General features: G+C 61.2%; 16 protein-coding genes and 1 tRNA gene. 4 read left to right on the plus strand and 13 right to left on the minus strand.

Translation table 11 applies throughout. From position 1 onward, the window contains the following. Positions 1-73 precede the first annotated feature (73 nt). Positions 74-1,237: a porin gene (locus P0D84_RS35970; protein ID WP_408345007.1), complete on the minus strand. Its 1,164-nt coding sequence runs from the start codon at positions 1,235-1,237 to the stop codon at positions 74-76. A 357-nt stretch (positions 1,238-1,594) separates the two neighbouring features. On the opposite strand from P0D84_RS35970, the gene P0D84_RS35975 reads away from it, so the two are divergent. After that, positions 1,595-1,900 carry a hypothetical protein gene (locus P0D84_RS35975; RefSeq protein ID WP_408345010.1) on the plus strand — a complete coding sequence of 102 codons (306 nt, stop codon included), beginning with the start codon at positions 1,595-1,597 and terminating at the stop codon, positions 1,898-1,900. Positions 1,901-2,156: 256 nt separating this feature from the next. Here the strand turns inward: P0D84_RS35975 and P0D84_RS35980 are convergent, their stop codons facing one another. From P0D84_RS35980 to P0D84_RS36015, 8 genes are all read right to left on the minus strand, one after another. After that, positions 2,157-2,348 carry a hypothetical protein gene (locus P0D84_RS35980; protein WP_408345013.1) on the minus strand — a complete coding sequence of 64 codons (192 nt, stop codon included), beginning with the start codon at positions 2,346-2,348 and terminating at the stop codon, positions 2,157-2,159. Between the two features lie 221 nt (positions 2,349-2,569). Then, entirely contained in the window at positions 2,570-2,776 is a 207-nt protein-coding gene (locus P0D84_RS35985; protein WP_408345016.1) for a hypothetical protein, read from the minus strand. A 470-nt stretch (positions 2,777-3,246) separates the two neighbouring features. Beyond that, positions 3,247-3,334, minus strand: a tRNA-Ile gene (locus P0D84_RS35990). Between the two features lie 155 nt (positions 3,335-3,489). Continuing rightward, positions 3,490-5,880, minus strand: a complete 2,391-nt coding sequence (rpoD, locus tag P0D84_RS35995; RefSeq protein WP_408345019.1) for an RNA polymerase sigma factor RpoD — start codon at positions 5,878-5,880, stop codon at positions 3,490-3,492. A 93-nt stretch (positions 5,881-5,973) separates the two neighbouring features. After that, positions 5,974-7,839, minus strand: coding sequence for a DNA primase (gene dnaG, locus P0D84_RS36000; protein ID WP_408345022.1), 1,866 nt, complete (start codon positions 7,837-7,839; stop codon positions 5,974-5,976). Positions 7,840-7,917: 78 nt separating this feature from the next. Further along, complete coding sequence (locus P0D84_RS36005; protein ID WP_408345025.1) at positions 7,918-8,364, minus strand: GatB/YqeY domain-containing protein; 447 nt, start codon at positions 8,362-8,364, stop codon at positions 7,918-7,920. Positions 8,365-8,624: 260 nt separating this feature from the next. After that, entirely contained in the window at positions 8,625-8,837 is a 213-nt protein-coding gene (gene rpsU, locus P0D84_RS36010) for a 30S ribosomal protein S21 (protein WP_408345028.1), read from the minus strand. Positions 8,838-8,905: 68 nt separating this feature from the next. Beyond that, positions 8,906-10,123: a BaiN/RdsA family NAD(P)/FAD-dependent oxidoreductase gene (locus P0D84_RS36015; RefSeq protein ID WP_408345030.1), complete on the minus strand. Its 1,218-nt coding sequence runs from the start codon at positions 10,121-10,123 to the stop codon at positions 8,906-8,908. 121 nt (positions 10,124-10,244) lie between these two features. Here P0D84_RS36015 and tsaD point away from each other — a divergent pair, with 121 nt between their 5' ends. Next, positions 10,245-11,273: a tRNA (adenosine(37)-N6)-threonylcarbamoyltransferase complex transferase subunit TsaD gene (gene tsaD, locus P0D84_RS36020; RefSeq protein WP_408346308.1), complete on the plus strand. Its 1,029-nt coding sequence runs from the start codon at positions 10,245-10,247 to the stop codon at positions 11,271-11,273. Positions 11,274-11,347: 74 nt separating this feature from the next. On the opposite strand, the gene folE2 is transcribed toward tsaD, so the two are convergent. From folE2 to P0D84_RS36040, 4 genes are all read right to left on the minus strand, one after another. After that, on the minus strand, positions 11,348-12,154 hold the full coding sequence (gene folE2 / locus P0D84_RS36025; RefSeq protein WP_408345033.1) for a GTP cyclohydrolase FolE2: 807 nt from the start codon (positions 12,152-12,154) through the stop codon (positions 11,348-11,350). 365 nt (positions 12,155-12,519) lie between these two features. Then, entirely contained in the window at positions 12,520-14,427 is a 1,908-nt protein-coding gene (gene dxs / locus P0D84_RS36030; protein WP_408345036.1) for a 1-deoxy-D-xylulose-5-phosphate synthase, read from the minus strand. An 85-nt stretch (positions 14,428-14,512) separates the two neighbouring features. Beyond that, positions 14,513-15,394, minus strand: a complete 882-nt coding sequence (locus P0D84_RS36035; RefSeq protein WP_408345039.1) for a polyprenyl synthetase family protein — start codon at positions 15,392-15,394, stop codon at positions 14,513-14,515. Continuing rightward, positions 15,391-15,699, minus strand: a complete 309-nt coding sequence (locus P0D84_RS36040; RefSeq protein ID WP_179739329.1) for an exodeoxyribonuclease VII small subunit — start codon at positions 15,697-15,699, stop codon at positions 15,391-15,393. The genes P0D84_RS36035 and P0D84_RS36040 overlap by 4 nt, the downstream gene beginning before the upstream one ends. 287 nt (positions 15,700-15,986) lie before the next feature. On the opposite strand from P0D84_RS36040, the gene P0D84_RS36045 reads away from it, so the two are divergent. Together P0D84_RS36045 and P0D84_RS36050 are read left to right on the plus strand one after the other, a co-directional pair. Next, positions 15,987-17,093, plus strand: a complete 1,107-nt coding sequence (locus tag P0D84_RS36045; protein ID WP_408345043.1) for an aromatic ring-hydroxylating oxygenase subunit alpha — start codon at positions 15,987-15,989, stop codon at positions 17,091-17,093. 210 nt (positions 17,094-17,303) lie between these two features. Next, complete coding sequence (locus P0D84_RS36050) at positions 17,304-18,173, plus strand: sulfurtransferase (protein ID WP_408345046.1); 870 nt, start codon at positions 17,304-17,306, stop codon at positions 18,171-18,173. Positions 18,174-18,315: the final 142 nt, after the last annotated feature.

Raw genomic sequence — 18,315 nt, forward strand, 5'->3', positions numbered from 1 at the left:
CAATGTGGCGCGCCCATAAAAAAAAGGTGCCGCGAACGGCACCTTTTCTGCAACAACCAGCTTCTGCTGAAGCTTAGAAGCGGTGACGCAGACCGACCGTAGCAGCCGTCTGGTTCTTCGACGACGACGGCAATTGCGTGTTGTCGCCGCTGTAGATCGAAGCGACACCGCCGTCGCCCATTGCGTGCTGGTACACGGCTTGAGCGTAGACGTCCGTACGACGCGACAGCGAGTAGTCAGCTTGCAGGCCGATCTGGTGGTAGCGCACCGACGCCGAACCGCCGTCTGCAGCAACGCCGTAGCCCTTGCCATCCGTGAACGTGTAAGCAACGCCCAGGCCCAGAGCCGGGGTCAGGTTGTACTTGCCGTTGACTTCGTAGTTGTTAGCGCGCAGCGATTGTTGCGTGCCAACGACGTTGTCGATACGCGACTGCGTCCATGCAGCACCGACGGTTGCCGGGCCGAACGAGTACGAAGCAGCTGCACCGAATTCCCGCTGACGGAAGTTGCCGGCCAAGCCCAGGATCGAGCCGTCCGAAGCACCGCCGTTGCTTGCCGTGCCTGCTGCGTTCGTTGCACCCGGGTTGTTCTGCTGTGCGTAAGCAGCGCCGAGGTGCAGGCCTTGCCACTGGTATGCAGCACCAACGCTGTATTCGCGGTTGTTTGCGAATGCGCCAGCCTGGTTCGAGAAGCCGTACGTGCCGCCGAACGTGAAGCCAGCGTAGTTAGCGCTCGAGTACTTGATCGAGTTGTTGACTGCGTAGCCGCCGTTCGTGTTCAGGTTGTCGTTGTTGAACGGGTGAGCGAAGTACGTACCGCCCCAGCTGCCCGTTGCGGTCAGCGGTGCCAGGTAGTCTTGTGCCGCATCGTATTGACGACCCAGCGTGACCGTACCGAATTGTGCGCTCGACAGACCGACGAACGCTTGACGGTTGAACATGCCGTTGTTGTTAGCGAACTTGCCGTTGTTGATGTTGAAGCCGCTTTCCAACGTGAAGATTGCCTTCAGACCGCCGCCCAGATCTTCCGAACCACGCAGACCGAACATGCTTTGGTTGATGCCACCGCTACCCGCTGCCCACTTTGCGTTGCCGTGACCGACGCCGTTGGCAGGGGCAACGTTGCTGGTGTACGTCAGGCCTGCGTCCAGCAGACCATACAGGGTCACGCTGCTTTGTGCGTGAGCGACGGAAGCGAACGATGCGGCAACCGCGACGACGATGAGACTCTTTTTCATGCTGGGACTCCAGTTCGATAAATTTACGCGGGGAGCGGGACCTGCCTCGGCAGCGCATGCTTCACTCGCTGCCGCCCTGTTGGCCGAATCGTTTCGGATCGGCCGGGCACCCTAGAACGAAGCGTGAGTGTAGGGGGACACCCTGGTAGGGACGCCGGTGATTTACGCAACAGGATTTTTCATAATTCGCAACAATCCAATCCTCAAAGACATTAAGTCTTTGTTTTTTAGGCATTTATCGCAAAATCAGCGCGATGGCACGTCAGCTCTCGACAAAATTTATTTGCAACATATCAATATCAAAGTTGTGCGTATGCAACAGCGTTTAATATATGCGTCGTAATCGGGTCGGAACGTTTGAAAACTGAGAAACGTCTGATTGCTCGAAAATCAGGCGATTGCAATGCGCCATTTCGACGCGGACTAGATTTGTTTCAGAAAAGTGGGAACTTAATTGAGTTAACGCAGTCGTCGGATTTAATCATTCGATCGCCGCGCAATAGAATCTTTGCATTAGCCGTGGTTAAAGACGAGGACGAATGGCTGCATGCTTTATTTCAAGTTACGGCGCCCGGATACAACGATTCATCCGATGCCGCCCTCATCGCCCTCCTCGACCGCCTAGGGCAGCCGATCGGCGAGCCGAGCCCGGGCTCCATGTGAACGGCGGCCCCAACAAAAAACCGCCGTCCGGCGGTTTTATGGAGTCCAGTTGTAGCTTTTGCCAACAGAGCGCTCGTTTCGCAAAGGCAATCCCGCGGGGAAGAGGATGCCTTCAACACGGGCGCTGCCCGGAGGTAAGTTGCGGCGCCGACCGCCGCGTGACAAAAACCCGCGCTGAAAGCGGACGGCATCCATCGAACAGCCTTCCGTAATCATTTAACGGCACAGGCGTGCGTTTTTTCACACGGAGTTTCCCCTACTTCCCGTTCGTTGGCCGCTGTGAAGCGGTCTGCGGCGGGCGGAACGCCTCGTCCTCAGGAGCAGCCCCTGGCGCCAGCGGATCGGTTTCCGGCGGGGTGCCAGGCAACGGGCGCCGCTGCTCTCCGGGTTCGTCGAGCGGTTGGTTGGCAGGATCCGCCACGGGATCGATGGTGGGATCGGTTTGCATGATAGGCGTCCTGTAGATGGGAAGATGTCCCACCTTGCCGAGGCGCAACGCCTATTCCCGAGGACGCGCGTCGCGCGCGACGAGTCCGTTCGCCGCATGAGAGCGCCTGGGCTCGCGCGGTTGTGGCCCGCCTCCCCCAGGCTGTAGGAATTGCCCTCTTGCGCCGCGAAACTTTCAATGTCCGTCGATGCGGCGTCGCCTATGCCCTGGATGACCCGCGATCAACGGCGATCGCCCCTGGAGCGCAGCACTTCGTCGACGGCCCCCGTCAGAAACGGCTCCAGGCCGAATAGCCATGCAAAACAGAAGGTGACGCGCGCGAATGCATTGACCGGCCTCTGCGGCGGGCTCCCCTCAGCGTCTTCTATCGGCGCGGCAAGCACCGGTTGCGGCTGGGCGAAATCATGAGCGGTGTGGTCGGGTCGCATAGTGGTTCTCATTATTGATGTGGCTTGGAAGCCGAGCCTACGCAAACGACGTGCCACGCACGCGGAGCGGACTTCTAAGTGTCAGTTGCCGAGATTAGCGACATGCCGCAGGCGAGTCTGTGCGCCTTACCTCGAAGAACATGCTGTACTGGCCCACGATCCGGATATTGTAAATAGCAGGAAGAAGGCGATTAGACCGCGGAGATTTTGCCGCAGTGACGGATAAAGCGAACCGCGATATCGCCGACGGATAACGCGACGCCTAATACGTGTGTTTGAACGAGAGAGGATGAATGCGGAATGTCGTTTAAGCCGCTTAAGGCTGCGACAAAAGTGTTTCTAACAAGCCGAGCCGGAAACGGCAAAGCCGGATTAATAACACAGCGGAAGTGACATATTGCCGCATCATAAAGGTTTCTCACCACCAAACAAAAAGGGTTCCGAAAACTCGGAACCCTTCTTTACAACTATGGTGGGCCGGGTCGGATTCGAACCGACGGTGTCCTTTCGGAGGCGGATTATGAGTCCGCTGCCTGCAACCAGCACGGCGTCCGGCCCAAGAAAAAGACCCGGTCATGAAGGCCGGGCCAATTCGTTGATTGGCCGACATACTACACGAAAAAAGAGCCCCCGCAACCGCTTCGCTTAAAACGAAACAACCGGGAGGCCCCCTTCAAACCGCTACATCATTTCCCACGACCCGCCAGCCTGGATCAATTCCCTTCGAGGAACGACTTCAGCTTGTCCGAGCGACTCGGGTGACGCAGCTTGCGCAGCGCCTTTGCCTCGATCTGACGGATCCGTTCACGCGTCACATCGAACTGCTTACCGACTTCTTCGAGCGTGTGATCGGTGCTCATCTCGATACCGAAACGCATACGCAGCACCTTCGCTTCGCGCGGTGTCAGCGAGTCGAGCACGTCTTTCACGACATCGCGCATGCTGGCGTGCAAGGCTGCATCAGCCGGCGCCACCGTGTTGGTATCTTCGATGAAGTCGCCCAGATGCGAATCGTCGTCGTCACCGATCGGCGTTTCCATCGAGATCGGCTCCTTCGCGATCTTCATGATCTTGCGGATCTTGTCTTCCGGCATTTCCATCTTCTCGGCCAGCGTTGCCGGATCCGGCTCGAGACCGGTTTCCTGCAAGATCTGACGCGAGATGCGGTTCATCTTGTTGATCGTTTCGATCATATGAACCGGAATCCGGATCGTACGCGCCTGGTCAGCAATCGAACGCGTGATGGCCTGACGAATCCACCACGTGGCATACGTGGAGAACTTGTAGCCGCGACGGTATTCGAACTTGTCCACCGCCTTCATCAGGCCGATATTGCCTTCCTGAATCAGGTCGAGGAACTGCAGACCACGGTTCGTATACTTCTTCGCGATCGAGATCACGAGACGCAAGTTTGCCTCAGTCATTTCGCGTTTGGCCTGACGCGCCTTCAGTTCGCCGGCCGCCATCTGACGGTTGGTTTCCTTCAGGTCCTTCAGCGGCAGTACGACGCGCGCCTGCAGATCCAACAGACGTTGCTGCTGTTCGCGAATGGCCGGAATGTTACGCGTGAGAATCCCGCTATACGCGTGCCCCTCACCGACGATCTTGTCGGCCCACTCGAGGTCCGTTTCGCTGCCCGGGAAACGCGCGATGAATTCCGCGCGCGGCATACCGCACTTGTCGACCACCGTATGCAGAATCTGACGCTCGACCTGACGCACTTCGTCCACTTGTGCACGCAACGTGTCACACAGACGCTCGACGGTACGCGCGGTAAAGCGGATCGTCATCAGTTCGTTCTGGATCGTTTCCTGCGCCTTCAGATACGACTTGGACTTGTAGCCTTCCTTTTCGAACGCGCGACGCATCTTGTCGAACCATTCGCTGATCATGGCGAACTTCTCGAGCGACGCACGCTTCAACGCTTCCATCTGCGCTGCGTTGGCCGTGGCTTGCGCCGTGCCGTCGTCTTCTTCCTCGTCGTCCGCGTCCTCTTCCTCGACTTCCTCGTCTTCGCTTTCGATCGCTTCCGCTTCCTGCGCCGAGAAGCCGTCCGCATCTTCCGCGTTGGCGTCGATCAGGCCGTCGACCAGTTCGTCGATACGGATTTCCTCGTTCGCGACACGCTCAGCCATGGCCAGAATGTCGGCGATCGTGGTCGGGCACGCGGAGATCGCCATCACCATGTGCTTGAGGCCGTCTTCGATCCGCTTGGCGATTTCGATTTCGCCTTCGCGCGTGAGCAGCTCGACCGTACCCATTTCGCGCATGTACATGCGGACCGGGTCGGTGGTGCGGCCGAATTCGGAGTCGACGGTGGAAAGCGCGACTTCCGCTTCCTCTTCCACTTCGTCGTCTGATGAAGCAGCGGGCGCGTTGTCGTTCAACAGCAGCGTTTCAGCGTCCGGCGCCTGCTCGTACACAGCCACGCCCATGTCATTGAACGTGCTGATAATGCCTTCAATCGCCTCGGTCTCGGTGAAGTTGTCCGGGAGGTGGTCGTTGATTTCCGCGTACGTGAGGAAGCCGCGCTCCTTGCCGAGCTTGATCAGCGCGCGCAGTTTGGAGCGGCGCTCTTCGAGTTCCTCGACCGTGCCCGGCTGCGACGACGCGAACGCGTCTTTCAACAGCGCTTTTTCCTTAGCACGACGATCGCGAGCCTTGACCTTTTCCACCTTGCCCGGAACGGCAGCAGGGGTTTCTTCGCTTTGGGTTGCGTCGTCATCGACGGGTGTTTCGTTCAGCTTTTTCGTCATGGAGTTCGTCGTACCGGCTGTAGTCTCGACTCGCGGCTGTTGGACAACAGCCGGTTGAACCGTGGATACTGGAGTCTCACGCTCTACCGCATCGTCCTGCGCGGCAGGCGCTTCCCTTGCGCTTCTGACACCCGGCCCTTTTGTGGCCGGCGGTGGTACAGCTTTCGCCGCCCTGACCGGCTCCGCTCGCGCAGCGGAAGTGGTCGAGGGTTTCTTCCCGGCAGCAGGTGTGACGCTCGTGGCAGACGTTTTTCTGGAGGAAGAAGCTAATTTGGCCTCGGTGACCTTTCTGGTCGGTTCGTTCGAACCTGTGCCTGGTGCTTTTTTTCCGCCTGGTGTCTTTGCCATCGCAATCGCCTTTTCGCCTTTGCTAGGAAAACCATTGAAAAAACAAACCGCTAGAAACCTTTTATTATAGCACTCCGGCTTTCGCCACCTTGCTTACAGCCCGAGCTGGCGCTTCATCTCAGCCCGCTTCTGATTCAGGCTCGTCAACTCCGCGAACTCCTCCGGCGTGTGCCGGGATTGCCGCGAAAGCTGCTCGAGACGATCGCAGTAAGCGTCGTACCGCATCTTCAGAATCGCCGCTTTCAGCTCCTCTCCGACGATCCGTTCCTGCTCGCGCCGCTCCTCGATGACGGTCGCGTCCTCCGGGTCCTTCAGGAGTAAATCCCGGACGTTTTCATCATAGTCTAGAATTTTGCGAAAGATTTCCTCGAAAGTTGGGGCATTCGCGCCGTTTCTCAATAGGTCGGACAGCAACTGAAACTCCGCCGAATCGCCCAGTGCGCGTGCATGCGTCGTCACTTCCTCGAACAGCTCGCCGTGCCGCGTCACACTCAGAAGCGCCTGTTCGGCTTCCTCGTCGAGGACCGCCACCGTGCGCGGATACATCACCAGATTGCGCAGCGTCTTCTCTTCGATCCCGGTCACGCTACGCCGGTCTTTGCGGGCGGGCGCGGAACGGGCAGCCGCTGCGATCCGGGCGTCGACTTCGCATAACGCGGCGACTTCGTCGAACGGCACGTCGAGCCGGTCGGCGAACATATGCATGATCTGCGCGCGCAACGCATTCGCCGGCAGTTGCTGCAGCAGGGGCTTCGCGTCGAACAGCGCGCGGGCCCGGCCTTCCGGCTGGTCCAGCTCCTTGCCGGTCAGCACCTCGTTCAGCATGAACTGCGACAGCGGCATGGCACGCTCGACCTGATCGGCGAACGCCTCCGTGCCGAATTCGCGCACATAGCTGTCCGGATCGTGCTCGGACGGCAAAAACAGGAAGCGAATGGTCCGGTTATCCGCCGCATGCGGCAAACAGGCATCCAATGCACGGCGAGCGGCGCGGCGCCCGGCCGAATCGCCGTCGAAACTGAAGATGACCGTATCGGTCTGCCGCATCAGTTTCTGCACATGAATCGGCGTGCAGGCCGTGCCGAGCGTGGCCACCGCGTTCTGGAACCCCAATTGGGCCAGCGCGACCACGTCCATATACCCTTCCACCACCAGCACGTAATGCTGTTCGCGAATCGCCAGACGCGCCTCGAACAGCCCGTACAGCTCGCTGCCTTTGTTAAATAGCGGCGTTTCGGGTGAATTCAAATATTTCGGCTCGCCGCCGTCCAGCACGCGGCCGCCGAAACCGATCACCTGCCCTTTGACATTGCGGATCGGGAACATGATCCGCTCGCGAAAGCGGTCGTAGCGGCGGTTCTGACCCTGCGCATCCGACTTTTCGCTAACGATCACGAGACCCGATTCGACCAGCGCGTCGTCCCGATAGTTGGGGAACGCGGGCTCGAGGTTCTGCCAGCCGTCCGGTGCGTAGCCGAGGCCGAAGCGGGCGGCGATCTCGCCAGTCAGGCCGCGCTTCTTCAGATACTGGATCGCCACCGGCGCGCCGCGCAGCTGCTTGCGGTAGAAATCGCACGCGGTCTGCATGACATCGGATAGCGCCGTGGTGACCGCCTTGGACGCCGCCGGCGAATACCCGCCAGAACCGCCGCCATATCCCGGCGAAGGCTCGTTCGGCACGGTTAATCCGACCGATTGCGCGAGTTCGTTGACCGCCTCCGGGAACGTGGAACCGACATGCTCCATCAAGAAGCCAATAGCCGTACCATGCGCGCCGCAGCCGAAGCAGTGATAGAACTGCTTAGTCGGACTAACCGTAAACGAAGGGCTTTTCTCGTTGTGAAACGGGCACAGCCCCATGAAGTTCGCGCCGCCCTTTTTCAACTGCACAAACCGGCCGACCACGTCGACGATATCGACGCGGTTGAGCAGGTCCTGCAGGAATGACGGTGGAATCACAGTGAATGACGCTACCTAAAAAGCTCAAGACTGCGCTCGCTGCTGGACAACAGCGGGCGCAGACCGGAAATACAGGAATTACTTCGCGAGCGCGGCTTTGACTTGCGCCGAAACAGCGGTCATGTCGGCACGGCCGGCCAGCTTCGGCTTGAGCACGCCCATCACCTTGCCCATGTCCTGCGGGCCGGCAGCGCCGGTTTGCGCGACCGCGGCCTGAACTTCGGCAACGATCTCGGCTTCGGACATCTGCGCCGGCATATAGGCGGACAGGATGGCCAGTTCGGCCTTTTCCTTGTCGGCGAGATCCGTGCGGCCAGCGCCTTCGAACTGGCTGATCGAGTCTTTGCGCTGCTTGATCATCTTGTCGATGACGGCGGTGATCGCCGTGTCGTCAAGGGTGACGCGTTCGTCGACTTCGCGTTGCTTGACCGCGGCAAGCAGCAAGCGGATCGTGCCGAGACGCTCGGTCTCACGCGCGCGCATGGCTGCTTTCATATCGTCGTTGATCTGGTCCTTGAGACTCATCACTCACCTGAATACGTTGAAATTTAAAAACCGGCCGCTAATGAAGCAACACGCCAAACCAATCCGCCAGGTTCGCACGCGGCATCCAACACAAACGCCCGCTTGGGACTGCTTCCTCAAGCGGGTTGGCGCAATTTTGCGTTGTGGATGCGACCCTGCCGGCTGGCCCGAAGGGCCGTATTTTCCGTGACGGCACCTGCTGTGCCTTCACCGGTTGGATGTCGCCGCTCCCTTCGACGGAAACCGCGGCAACGCCAGAATCAGTAGAACTTCCTTGGCAGCATCTGGCTACGCAGACGCTTGAAATGACGCTTCACCGCAGCCGCCTTCTTGCGCTTGCGCTCGGCCGTAGGCTTTTCGTAAAACTCTCGAGCGCGAAGTTCCGTCAGCAACCCGTTTTTCTCCATCGTGCGCTTGAAGGGGCGCATGGCGACTTCAAACGGCTCGTTGTCTTTTACGCGGATGATCGTCATTTTTCAATAACGGAACTTTGTAAAGGTTCAGGAGTATAGCAGAGCTTTCTCACAAAGCTAACGCGCCGTCAAGCCCCCAAAACGTAATCCGCGGCCGCCTGGCCAGCCGCCACGCCGGAAGCCCACGCCCATTGAAAATTGTAGCCGCCGAGCCAGCCGGTCACGTCGACCGCTTCGCCGATGAAGTACAAGCCCGGCGTGCGGGCGCTCATCATCGTCGCCGACGAGAGGTCGCGCGTGTCGATACCACCGCGCGTGACTTCGGCCTTGCGATAGCCTTCGGTACCGCTCGGGGTGAGCGTCCAGCGCGACAAAGCCTCTCCGACGCGGCGCAGCGTTTTGTCGGGCAGATCGGCGACGCGTGCTTCGGCGGGAATCTGGTGGGTTTCCAGCCAGACATGAGCGAGCCGTTGCGGCACCCATTCCGAAAGCAGATTGGCGATCTGGCGCCTGGTGCCGGTTTTGGCCTCCAGCAAGGCCGTCGTGGCGTCCTGCTCGGGCAGCAGATTGATGTGAATCGGCTCGCCCGGATGCCAGTAGCTCGAAATCTGTAGCACGCCGGGGCCCGACAGGCCGCGATGCGTGAGCAGCAGGTCTTCGTTGAATTCGGCGCTGGTCTTTTTATTGCCGGTCGTCAGTTGCACTTCGAGCGACACGCCGGAGAGCGCCGAGAACGGCTCCCAGTCAGCCGGAGCGAAGGTCAGCGGAACGAGCGCGGGGCGCGTGTCGATCAGCTTGTGGCCGAATTGCTTGGCGAGGCGGTAGGCAAAATCGGTAGCGCCAATCTTGGGAATCGACAGGCCGCCGGTCGCCACCACGAGCGCGCGGGCCGTGATCGGGCCCGAGTGGGTGTCCAGCGTAAATCGTCCTTCGACGTCATGCCGCACCTGCTCAACCGCAAGCGGCGTGCGCCACGCAATGCGGCCCACGTCACACTCTCTCTTCAGTACATTGATGACCGCGTCGCTCGATTGGTCGCAAAACAGCTGCCCCTTGTGCTTCTCGTGCCACGTCACGTGATGGCGCTTGAGCAGCGCCATGAAGTCACGCGGCGTATAGCGTGCCAGCGCCGAGCGGCAAAAGTGGGGATTGGCCGACAGATAGTTGGCCGGCCCGGCATACAGATTCGTGAAGTTGCAGCGGCCGCCGCCGGAAATGCGGATTTTCTCCGCGAGGCGCTGCGAGTGGTCGATCAGCACCACGCGACGGCCGAGTTGCCCGGCCACGGCCGCGCACATCATACCGGCTGCGCCTGCGCCAATCACTGCGATATCGAAGGATTCCATGGGGCCGCATTGTACCCGTGCGCCCGCGGCCCCCCGCCCGCGCTGCTATACTTTCAGGCTTGCCTCTTCACTTTTGGGCGCCTCGGTGTCTTCACTCGCGCGCCTGCTCAAGCGACCCATCATGCTCGTTCTCGGCATCGAAAGCTCCTGCGACGAAACCGGTCTCGCGCTCTACGACACAGAGCGCGGCCTGCTCGCGCACGCGCTGCATTCGCAAATTGCGATGCATCGGGAGTATGGCGGCGTGGTGCCGGAACTGGCGTCGCGCGATCACATCCGCCGGGCGCTGCCGCTGCTCGAAGAGGTGATGGAGCGCGCCGGCACGGTGCGCGGCGATATCGACGCAATCGCCTATACGCAAGGCCCTGGCCTCGCGGGCGCGCTGCTGGTCGGCGCGAGCGTCGCCAATTCGCTGGCCATGGCGTGGGACAAGCCAACCATCGGCATTCACCATCTCGAAGGGCACTTGCTGTCGCCGCTACTGGTGGACGAGCCGCCGCCGTTTCCGTTCGTGGCGCTGCTGGTGTCGGGCGGCCATACGCAGTTGATGCGCGTGACGGACGTGGGCGTCTACGAGACGCTCGGCGAAACGCTGGACGACGCCGCCGGCGAAGCCTTCGACAAAACCGCCAAGCTGCTCGGCCTCGGCTATCCCGGCGGCCCGGAAGTATCGCGGATGGCCGAATTCGGCACGCCCGGCGCAGTGGTTCTGCCGCGTCCGATGTTGCATTCCGGCGACCTCGATTTCAGCTTCAGCGGCCTGAAGACCGCGGTCCTCACGCATGCCAGGAAGCTCGGCGGCGCGAATATCTGCGAGCAGGCGAAAGCCGATCTGGCACGCGGGTTCGTGGATGCGGCCGTGGAAGTGCTGGCGGCAAAATCGCTGGCCGCGCTCAAACGGACCAAGCTCAACCGGCTGGTCGTCGCGGGCGGTGTCGGCGCGAACCGGCAACTGCGCGAGGCGCTTTCAGCTGCAGCGAAGAAACGCAATTTCTTCGTGCACTACCCGGACTTGTCGCTGTGTACGGACAACGGCGCGATGATTGCGTTGGCCGGCGCATTGCGGCTGCAACGCTGGCCCGATCAATCGGCCAAAGATTACGCCTTCACGGTGAAGCCGCGCTGGGATCTGACTTCCCTGGCACGCTGAACTTCAGCGACGTGAGGGCGTAAAAAAGCCGCCCGGAAGAGCGGCTTTCTCATTCAAGCAACGAAACGCGCGACTCAGGCCGCCCGCTTATCCCGCTCGATCACTGCGTACGCGCTGTGATTGTGAATCGATTCGAAGTTCTCAGCTTCGAGCACATAAGCGACGATGCGCTCGTCCTCGTTCAGACGCTGTGCGACATCGCGCACCAGATCTTCGACGAACTTTGGATTCTCGTAAGCACGTTCGGTGACGAACTTCTCGTCCGGACGCTTGAGCAAGCCCCAGAGTTCGCACGAGGCTTCTTCTTCAGCGATACGAACCAGTTCTTCCACTGCCACGTCGCTCGCCAGTTCGGCGTTGATCGTGACGTGCGAACGCTGGTTGTGCGCGCCGTACTGCGAAATCTTCTTCGAGCACGGGCACAGGCTCGTGACCGGCACCAGTACCTTCAGAAACAGACGCGTCGCGCCATGGCGAGTCTCGCCCGTCAACGTCACTTCATAGTCGAGCAGACTTTGCACGCCCGACACTGGCGCGGTCTTGTTCACGAAGTACGGGAACGATACCTCGATGCGACCCGCCTGAGCCTCGAGCTTTTCGAGCATCGCGGCGAGCATGGTGCGGAACGTGGCCGCCTCGAGCGGCGCCTTGTTCTCTTCAAGCAACGCGACGAAGCGCGACATATGCGTGCCCTTCTGATCGGCGGGCAGATGCACATCGAGATTCCATGTGCCGACCGTGGGCTGCACTTCGCCGCCTTGCGTGCGCACTGTCAATGGATGGCGCACGGCCTTGACGCCGACGCGTTGAATCGGAATCTGACGCGTATCGAGCGTGCTCTGCACGTCGGGCATCACAAAGGCGGGATTCATCTGGTTCATATTCTTGTCCTTTCAAGAAACCGCCGGGCGGCCCCAGGTTTTTCGCTCCGCGGGAAGTCCCCCCGAAGGAAATCTCGCGCCCCGCAGGAAATCCCCTGGGGGATTGCCCCGTCAGGGGCCGTCGCGAAGCAGCAGGTTTAGGGGTTCTCAGCGACCGCGCGGATCAGGCTGCGCAACGGCAAACGCCGGCCCCTGCCGGCGCTGGATGATGGACCCGAAGGTCCATCGATTCAAGTTAGAGATTGCTATGGCCGCTATCACCGTGGCGAAGCGCACGGCAGAGCAGCTGGACGACTCAGCAATCGGCGCAGAGTCAAGTGACGCAAGTAAGCGAAGCTATCAAGCGCCACAAACAAGCGACTCAACTACGCGACGCGCTTCACCGAGGAATGACCAGCGACCGTGCCGCCGGAAAGAAAGCGCTCACGAATCGACTTGGCGATGCCCGCTGCGTCCAGACCGCAGGCGGCGAGCAGCTTGGCCGGATCCCCATGATCGATGAAGCGATCCGGAAGGCCCAATTGTAGTACGGGTCGCATAACCCCACTCTCAAGCAGGGCTTCGACGCAAGCAGAACCCGCACCGCCCATCACGCAACCTTCTTCGACTGTGACGATGGCGTCGTGCGTTTCGGCCAGTTGGCGGACCAGTTCGGCGTCCAACGGCTTCACGAAGCGCATGTTCGCCACCGTGGCGTCCAGTTGCTCAGCAGCCGCCAGCGACGGTGCGACCATCGTGCCGAACGCCAGGATCGCAATCCGCCTGCCGACCGGTTGCGACGTCTCGCGACGGATCTCGCCCTTGCCGAGCGGCAGCGCCGTCATCTGCTTGACAGTTGCGACACCCGTGCCGGCGCCGCGCGGATAGCGCACCGCCGTCGGGTTCGGCTGCTGCAATGCGGTGTACAGCATCTGACGGCATTCGTTTTCGTCCGATGCCGCCATCACCGTCATGTTCGGGATGCAGCGCAGGAACGCCAGATCATATGCGCCCGCGTGCGTGGCGCCGTCCGCGCCGACCAGACCCGCGCGGTCGATTGCGAACACCACCGGCAGGTTTTGCAGCGCGACATCGTGGATCAGTTGGTCATAAGCGCGTTGCAGGAAGGTCGAATAGATCGCGACCACCGGCTTCATGCCGTCCGCAGCCAGACCGCCGGCAAACGTCACCGCGTGCTGCTCGGCAATGCCGACGTCGAAGTAGCGATCCGGGTAGCGCTTCTCGAACTCGACCATGCCCGAGCCTTCACGCATAGCCGGCGTGATACCGACCACGCGCGCGTCCAGTTCGGCCGCGTCGCACAACCATTCGCCGAACACTTGCGTGTAGGTTTTCTTCGACGGCGTGGTGGCCGGCTTGATGCCTTCAGCCGGGTTGAACTTGCCCGGGCCGTGGTACAGCACCGGGTCGGCTTCGGCCAGCTTGTAGCCCTGGCCCTTCTTCGTCACGACGTGCAGGAATTGCGGACCACGCAGTTCCTTGATGTTCTGCAGTGTCGGGATCAGCGAATCCAGGTCGTGACCGTCGATCGGGCCGATGTAGTTGAAACCGAACTCTTCGAACAGCGTGGCCGGCACGATCATGCCCTTGGCGTGTTCCTCGAGCTTGCGCGCCAGATCGAGCATAGGCGGTGCAACGCGCAACACGCGCTCGACGCCCGCACGCGCGGCAGCGTAGAAGCGGCCCGACATCAGGCGCGCCAGGTGACGATTCAGCGCGCCAACCGGCGGCGAAATCGACATGTCGTTATCGTTCAGGATGACCAGCAGCGGCACGTCGTCTTCGACGCCGGCGTTGTTCATCGCCTCGAAGGCCATGCCGGCCGTCATCGCGCCGTCGCCGATCACCGCGATGCCCATGCGGTTCTCGCCCTGCAGCTTGCTGGCGACCGCCATGCCTAGCGCGGCCGAGATCGAGGTGCTGGAGTGCGCGGTGCCGAAGGTGTCGTATTCCGACTCGTCGCGCTTCGGAAAGCCCGAGATGCCGCCGAGCTGACGCAGCGTGTGCATCTGGTCGCGGCGGCCCGTCAGGATCTTGTGCGGATAGGTTTGATGGCCGACGTCCCACACGATCCGGTCACGTGGCGTGTCAAACACATAGTGCAAAGCAATGGTCAACTCGACCGTGCCGAGGTTGGACGAAAGATGGCCGCCCGTCTGCGATACGCTGTCGAGCACAAAGGCACGCAACTCGTCGGCAAGCGGTTGCAATTGGCGGCGATCGAGGCGGCGCAAGGCTGCCGGGTCGTCGATGGTTTTCAGCAAGTCGTACATCGTCGTTCCATTGTAGGAAAACTTACGCGCCCGCACTTCATACATGCACCTCGAATCAGCGATGCAAGGCGGCGGGCTTTCGCGTTTAGCTAACCCGGTTCACCACCAGGTCAGCCAGTTCGGCAAGACGCTGCGCGCGCGCGCCGAACGGCGCAATCGCAGCGTGGGCGTCGCTGCGCAGTTGCGCTGCGAGCGCCCGCGACGCATCTAGCCCAATAATCGACACGTAGGTCGGCTTGCCGTCCTTCGCGTCTTTACCTGCCGTCTTGCCGAGCGTCGCGGAATCGGTCGTGACATCGAGAATATCGTCGACGACCTGAAACGCGAGACCGACAGCGGCCGAATACACGTCGAGCGAACGCATGGCGTCCGCACCCGGCGTTTCGCCCGCCAGCGCGCCCATGCGCACCGCGGCACGCAGCAAGGCGCCGGTTTTCATCCGGTGCATGGTTTCCAGTTGTGCGCGCGTCAGCGTATGGCCGACGCTCGCCAGGTCGATCGCCTGACCGCCGCACATGCCGATCGAGCCGCTCGCCAAGGCCAGTTCGCGTACGAGCGACGCCTGTTGCGCCGGCGCCAGCACGTCCGACGTCAGCGCGACGAACGCCTGCGATTGCAGCGCGTCGCCCACCAGCAATGCCGTAGCTTCGTCATATTTGACGTGTACCGTGGGCTTGCCGCGACGCAACGCGTCGTCGTCCATGCAGGGCATGTCGTCGTGCACGAGCGAATACACGTGGATCATTTCCAGCGCCGCCGCTGCCGCATCCAGGCACTCGGCGCGCGCGCCGGTCAGCTCGCCGGCCGCGTGGCACAGCAACGGGCGCACCCGCTTGCCGCCGCCCAGCACCGCGTAACGCATGGCCTCATGCAGTTTGGCCGGCTCGGTCGCTTCCGTGGGCAGGTAGTGTTCCAGTGCCGCTTCGACGCGCTCGAGCACCGAGCGTGTCCATTGTTCGAATGTCATAGGTCGTCCCCGCTTTCAGTAGCGGCTGTGCCTGCGCTATTCATAGGCAGCGGCTTGAGCGTCTCGCCGTCGAGCACGCGCACCTGCTGCTCGACCTTTTCGAGCTGCTGCTGGCAAAACGCCACGAGCGCCGCACCGCGCCGGTAGGCGCCTAGTGACTCCTCGAGGCTGAGATTGCCGCTTTCCATGCGCGCGACCAGCCCTTCCAGCTCCGCCTGGGCGGCCTCGTAGTTCTCGGGCAACGGCGTGGTATCGACGCCTTCAGCAGGCGCAGCAGCAGTATCTTTCGACGCGGTCTTCGCCATGAATAGTCGCAAAATTAAAACAAGTCGAACATTCTACGGCAAAAGAGACATTTCCGATCCGCCCACCAACCTATACCCCGCCTTTGCCCTGTGCGCCGCACTAGCAGTCTCGCAGAAAAAAATCGATCGGTCTGCGGCGAAAAACGTGAACTTCCTTGACATTTTTGACCCAAATCAGGCACTTAAGCGCCCCAAGGAAGGGGAAACGGGTATAATCGCGGGCTCCCTAAATCGAATCTTCGATGGTTGGGTTGTTCACTGCTTTCACGTCTTCATCGGGAGTGGGAATGTCCAATCTGAGCAATGCATTGCAGTTGCGGTCTGTTCACAGCCAGCTGCCAGTCACGGCTTACTTTGACGAAGCGCTCCTAACGCGCGAAATCGACACCCTTTTCAAGAAAGGTCCTCGCTACATCGGCCACGATCTCATGGTGCCCGAAGCGGGAAATTATTTTGCTTTGCCGAGCGAGAGCGAAGGGCGCGTGCTCGTCCGTAACCCGCAGTCGCAAGTCGAACTGCTGTCGAACGTGTGCCGCCACCGGCAAGCCATCATGCTCAACGGCCGCGGCCAGACGGAGAACATCGTCTGCCCCCTGCATCGCTGGACGTACGACCTGAACGGCCAGCTCCTCGGTGCACCTCATTTTGCGGATAACCCCTGCCTGAATCTCGGCGCCACGTCGCTGCAGAACTGGCAAGGTCTGCTGTTCGAAGCGCAGGGGCGCGACGTCGCGCGCGATCTGGCAAGGCTGGGCACCAAACAACACTTTGATTTCTCGGGCTTTATGTTCGATCACGTCGAGGTGCACGAGTGCAACTACAACTGGAAGACCTTTATCGAGGTCTATCTGGAGGACTACCACGTCGCGCCATTCCATCCGGGCCTCGGCAGCTTCGTCAATTGCGATGATCTGACGTGGGAATTCGGCGAGTGGTACAGCGTGCAGACGGTCGGCGTTCACAAGGATCTGGAGCAGCCGGGCAGTCCAACCTACCGCAAATGGCACGACGAAGTGCTGCGCTTCCGCGGCGGCAATCCGCCCGATTTCGGCGCGATCTGGATGGTGTACTACCCCGGCATCATGATCGAGTGGTATCCACACGTGCTGGTGGTGTCGTGGCTGATTCCGCGTGGCCCGCAGAAAACCACCAATGTGGTGGAGTTCTATTACCCTGAGGAAATTGCGCTGTTCGAACGCGAGTTCGTTGAAGCAGAACGCGCCGCCTATATGGAAACGGCCCGCGAAGACGACGAGATCGCCGAGCGCATGGACGCAGGGCGTCGCGCGCTGATGGAACGCGGCGAATCTCAGGTCGGCCCGTATCAGAGCCCGATGGAAGACGGCATGCAGCATTTCCACGAGTTCTTGCGGCGCGAACTCGGCGCGATCTGATCCGCGCGGTCCGCGCGTGCTCCCTTCATGCTCCGCATCCATCGGCGTTTGAGCAGATCCCTGCGTGAGTTGTGCACGAGCCGCAGCAAAGCGTGGAAAGACGGGCTTCGGCCCGTCTTTTTTGTTTAGACTAACAACATCGCCCGGTCATCCGCCCGCCGCGCCAAGCCGCCGGACCGGAGCCGCAATCGCCCGCATCGAGGAGACGTCATGCCGCACACTCACTACACCACACTCATCTCCGCGACAAACCTCGCGGAGCGGCTGGCCGCCGCGCCGGGCAGCGTGTTCGTCATCGATTGCCGTTTCGATCTGGCCGACACCGAGGCGGGCGAGAAAGCCTATCTGGCCGGGCATCTGCCGGGCGCACATTATCTGAACCTCGATCGCGACCTGTCAGGACCGAAGACCGGCCACAATGGCCGCCATCCGCTGCCGGACCGTGCGCGGCTGGTGGAGACGCTGGAGTCGCGGGGGCTCAAGCAGGGTCAACAGGTGGTCGCTTATGACGCGCAGGGCGGCATGTACGCCGCGCGCGCATGGTGGTTGCTGCGCTGGCTCGGCCATGAAGCGGTCGCGCTACTCGACGGTGGCTTGCAAGCCTGGCAGGCCGCCGGTTACCCACTGACGCAAGACGTCCCGGCGCAGAACACCGGCGACTTCAAAGCAGGCGCGCCGCTGTCCGTCACGGTCGACGCGCAGACGGTCGAACGCAATCTCGGCACCAAAGAGCACGTCGTGGTGGACGCGCGCGCGAACGATCGCTATCGCGGCGAGAACGAAACGTTGGATCGCGTCGGCGGCCATATTCCTGGCGCGCTCAATCGATTCTTCAAGGACAACCTCACCGCCGACGGCCGCTACAAACCCGCTCACACGCTGCGCGAGGAATTCCATGCGTTGCTGGGCGACACGCCGCCGGAACACGTCGTGCTGCAATGCGGCTCGGGCGTGACGGCATGCGTAAACGCGCTCGCGATGGAGATCGCCGGCATGCATGGCGCGGCGCTATATGCGGGATCGTGGAGTGAATGGAGTTCTGATCCGAAGCGGCCGATTGCGACGGGACCGAATCCTTAAGCCGATACGTGGAGCGGTACGATTAGCGAAAAAGGCCGTGGCCGCTCAAAAAGCAGCCACGGCCTTTCTCCATTCATCCGACCGAGCGCGTCGGCACACCCTTATGGTTCGTCAACGACGGTCGAACACGCCCGGCCAGGCA

The organism is Paraburkholderia sp. RL17-337-BIB-A (assembly GCF_046025895.1).
Lineage (GTDB): Bacteria > Pseudomonadota > Gammaproteobacteria > Burkholderiales > Burkholderiaceae > Paraburkholderia > Paraburkholderia fungorum_C.

Bases quoted from the DNA above. Each gene is read 5' to 3' on its own strand.
- rpoD (WP_408345019.1), bottom strand. From the start codon at position 5,880: ATGGCAAAGACACCAGGCGGAAAAAAAGCACCAGGCACAGGTTCGAAC.
- P0D84_RS35980 (WP_408345013.1), bottom strand. From the start codon at position 2,348: ATGCAAACCGATCCCACCATCGATCCCGTGGCGGATCCTGCCAACCAA.
- rpsU (WP_408345028.1), bottom strand. From the start codon at position 8,837: ATGACGATCATCCGCGTAAAAGACAACGAGCCGTTTGAAGTCGCCATG.
- tsaD (WP_408346308.1), top strand. From the start codon at position 10,245: ATGCTCGTTCTCGGCATCGAAAGCTCCTGCGACGAAACCGGTCTCGCG.
- P0D84_RS35970 (WP_408345007.1), bottom strand. From the start codon at position 1,237: ATGAAAAAGAGTCTCATCGTCGTCGCGGTTGCCGCATCGTTCGCTTCC.
- P0D84_RS36005 (WP_408345025.1), bottom strand. From the start codon at position 8,364: ATGAGTCTCAAGGACCAGATCAACGACGATATGAAAGCAGCCATGCGC.
- folE2 (WP_408345033.1), bottom strand. From the start codon at position 12,154: ATGAACCAGATGAATCCCGCCTTTGTGATGCCCGACGTGCAGAGCACG.
- P0D84_RS36035 (WP_408345039.1), bottom strand. From the start codon at position 15,394: ATGACATTCGAACAATGGACACGCTCGGTGCTCGAGCGCGTCGAAGCG.
- P0D84_RS36045 (WP_408345043.1), top strand. From the start codon at position 15,987: ATGTCCAATCTGAGCAATGCATTGCAGTTGCGGTCTGTTCACAGCCAG.
- P0D84_RS36015 (WP_408345030.1), bottom strand. From the start codon at position 10,123: ATGGAATCCTTCGATATCGCAGTGATTGGCGCAGGCGCAGCCGGTATG.
- dxs (WP_408345036.1), bottom strand. From the start codon at position 14,427: ATGTACGACTTGCTGAAAACCATCGACGACCCGGCAGCCTTGCGCCGC.
- P0D84_RS35985 (WP_408345016.1), bottom strand. From the start codon at position 2,776: ATGCGACCCGACCACACCGCTCATGATTTCGCCCAGCCGCAACCGGTG.
- P0D84_RS36040 (WP_179739329.1), bottom strand. From the start codon at position 15,699: ATGGCGAAGACCGCGTCGAAAGATACTGCTGCTGCGCCTGCTGAAGGC.
- P0D84_RS36050 (WP_408345046.1), top strand. From the start codon at position 17,304: ATGCCGCACACTCACTACACCACACTCATCTCCGCGACAAACCTCGCG.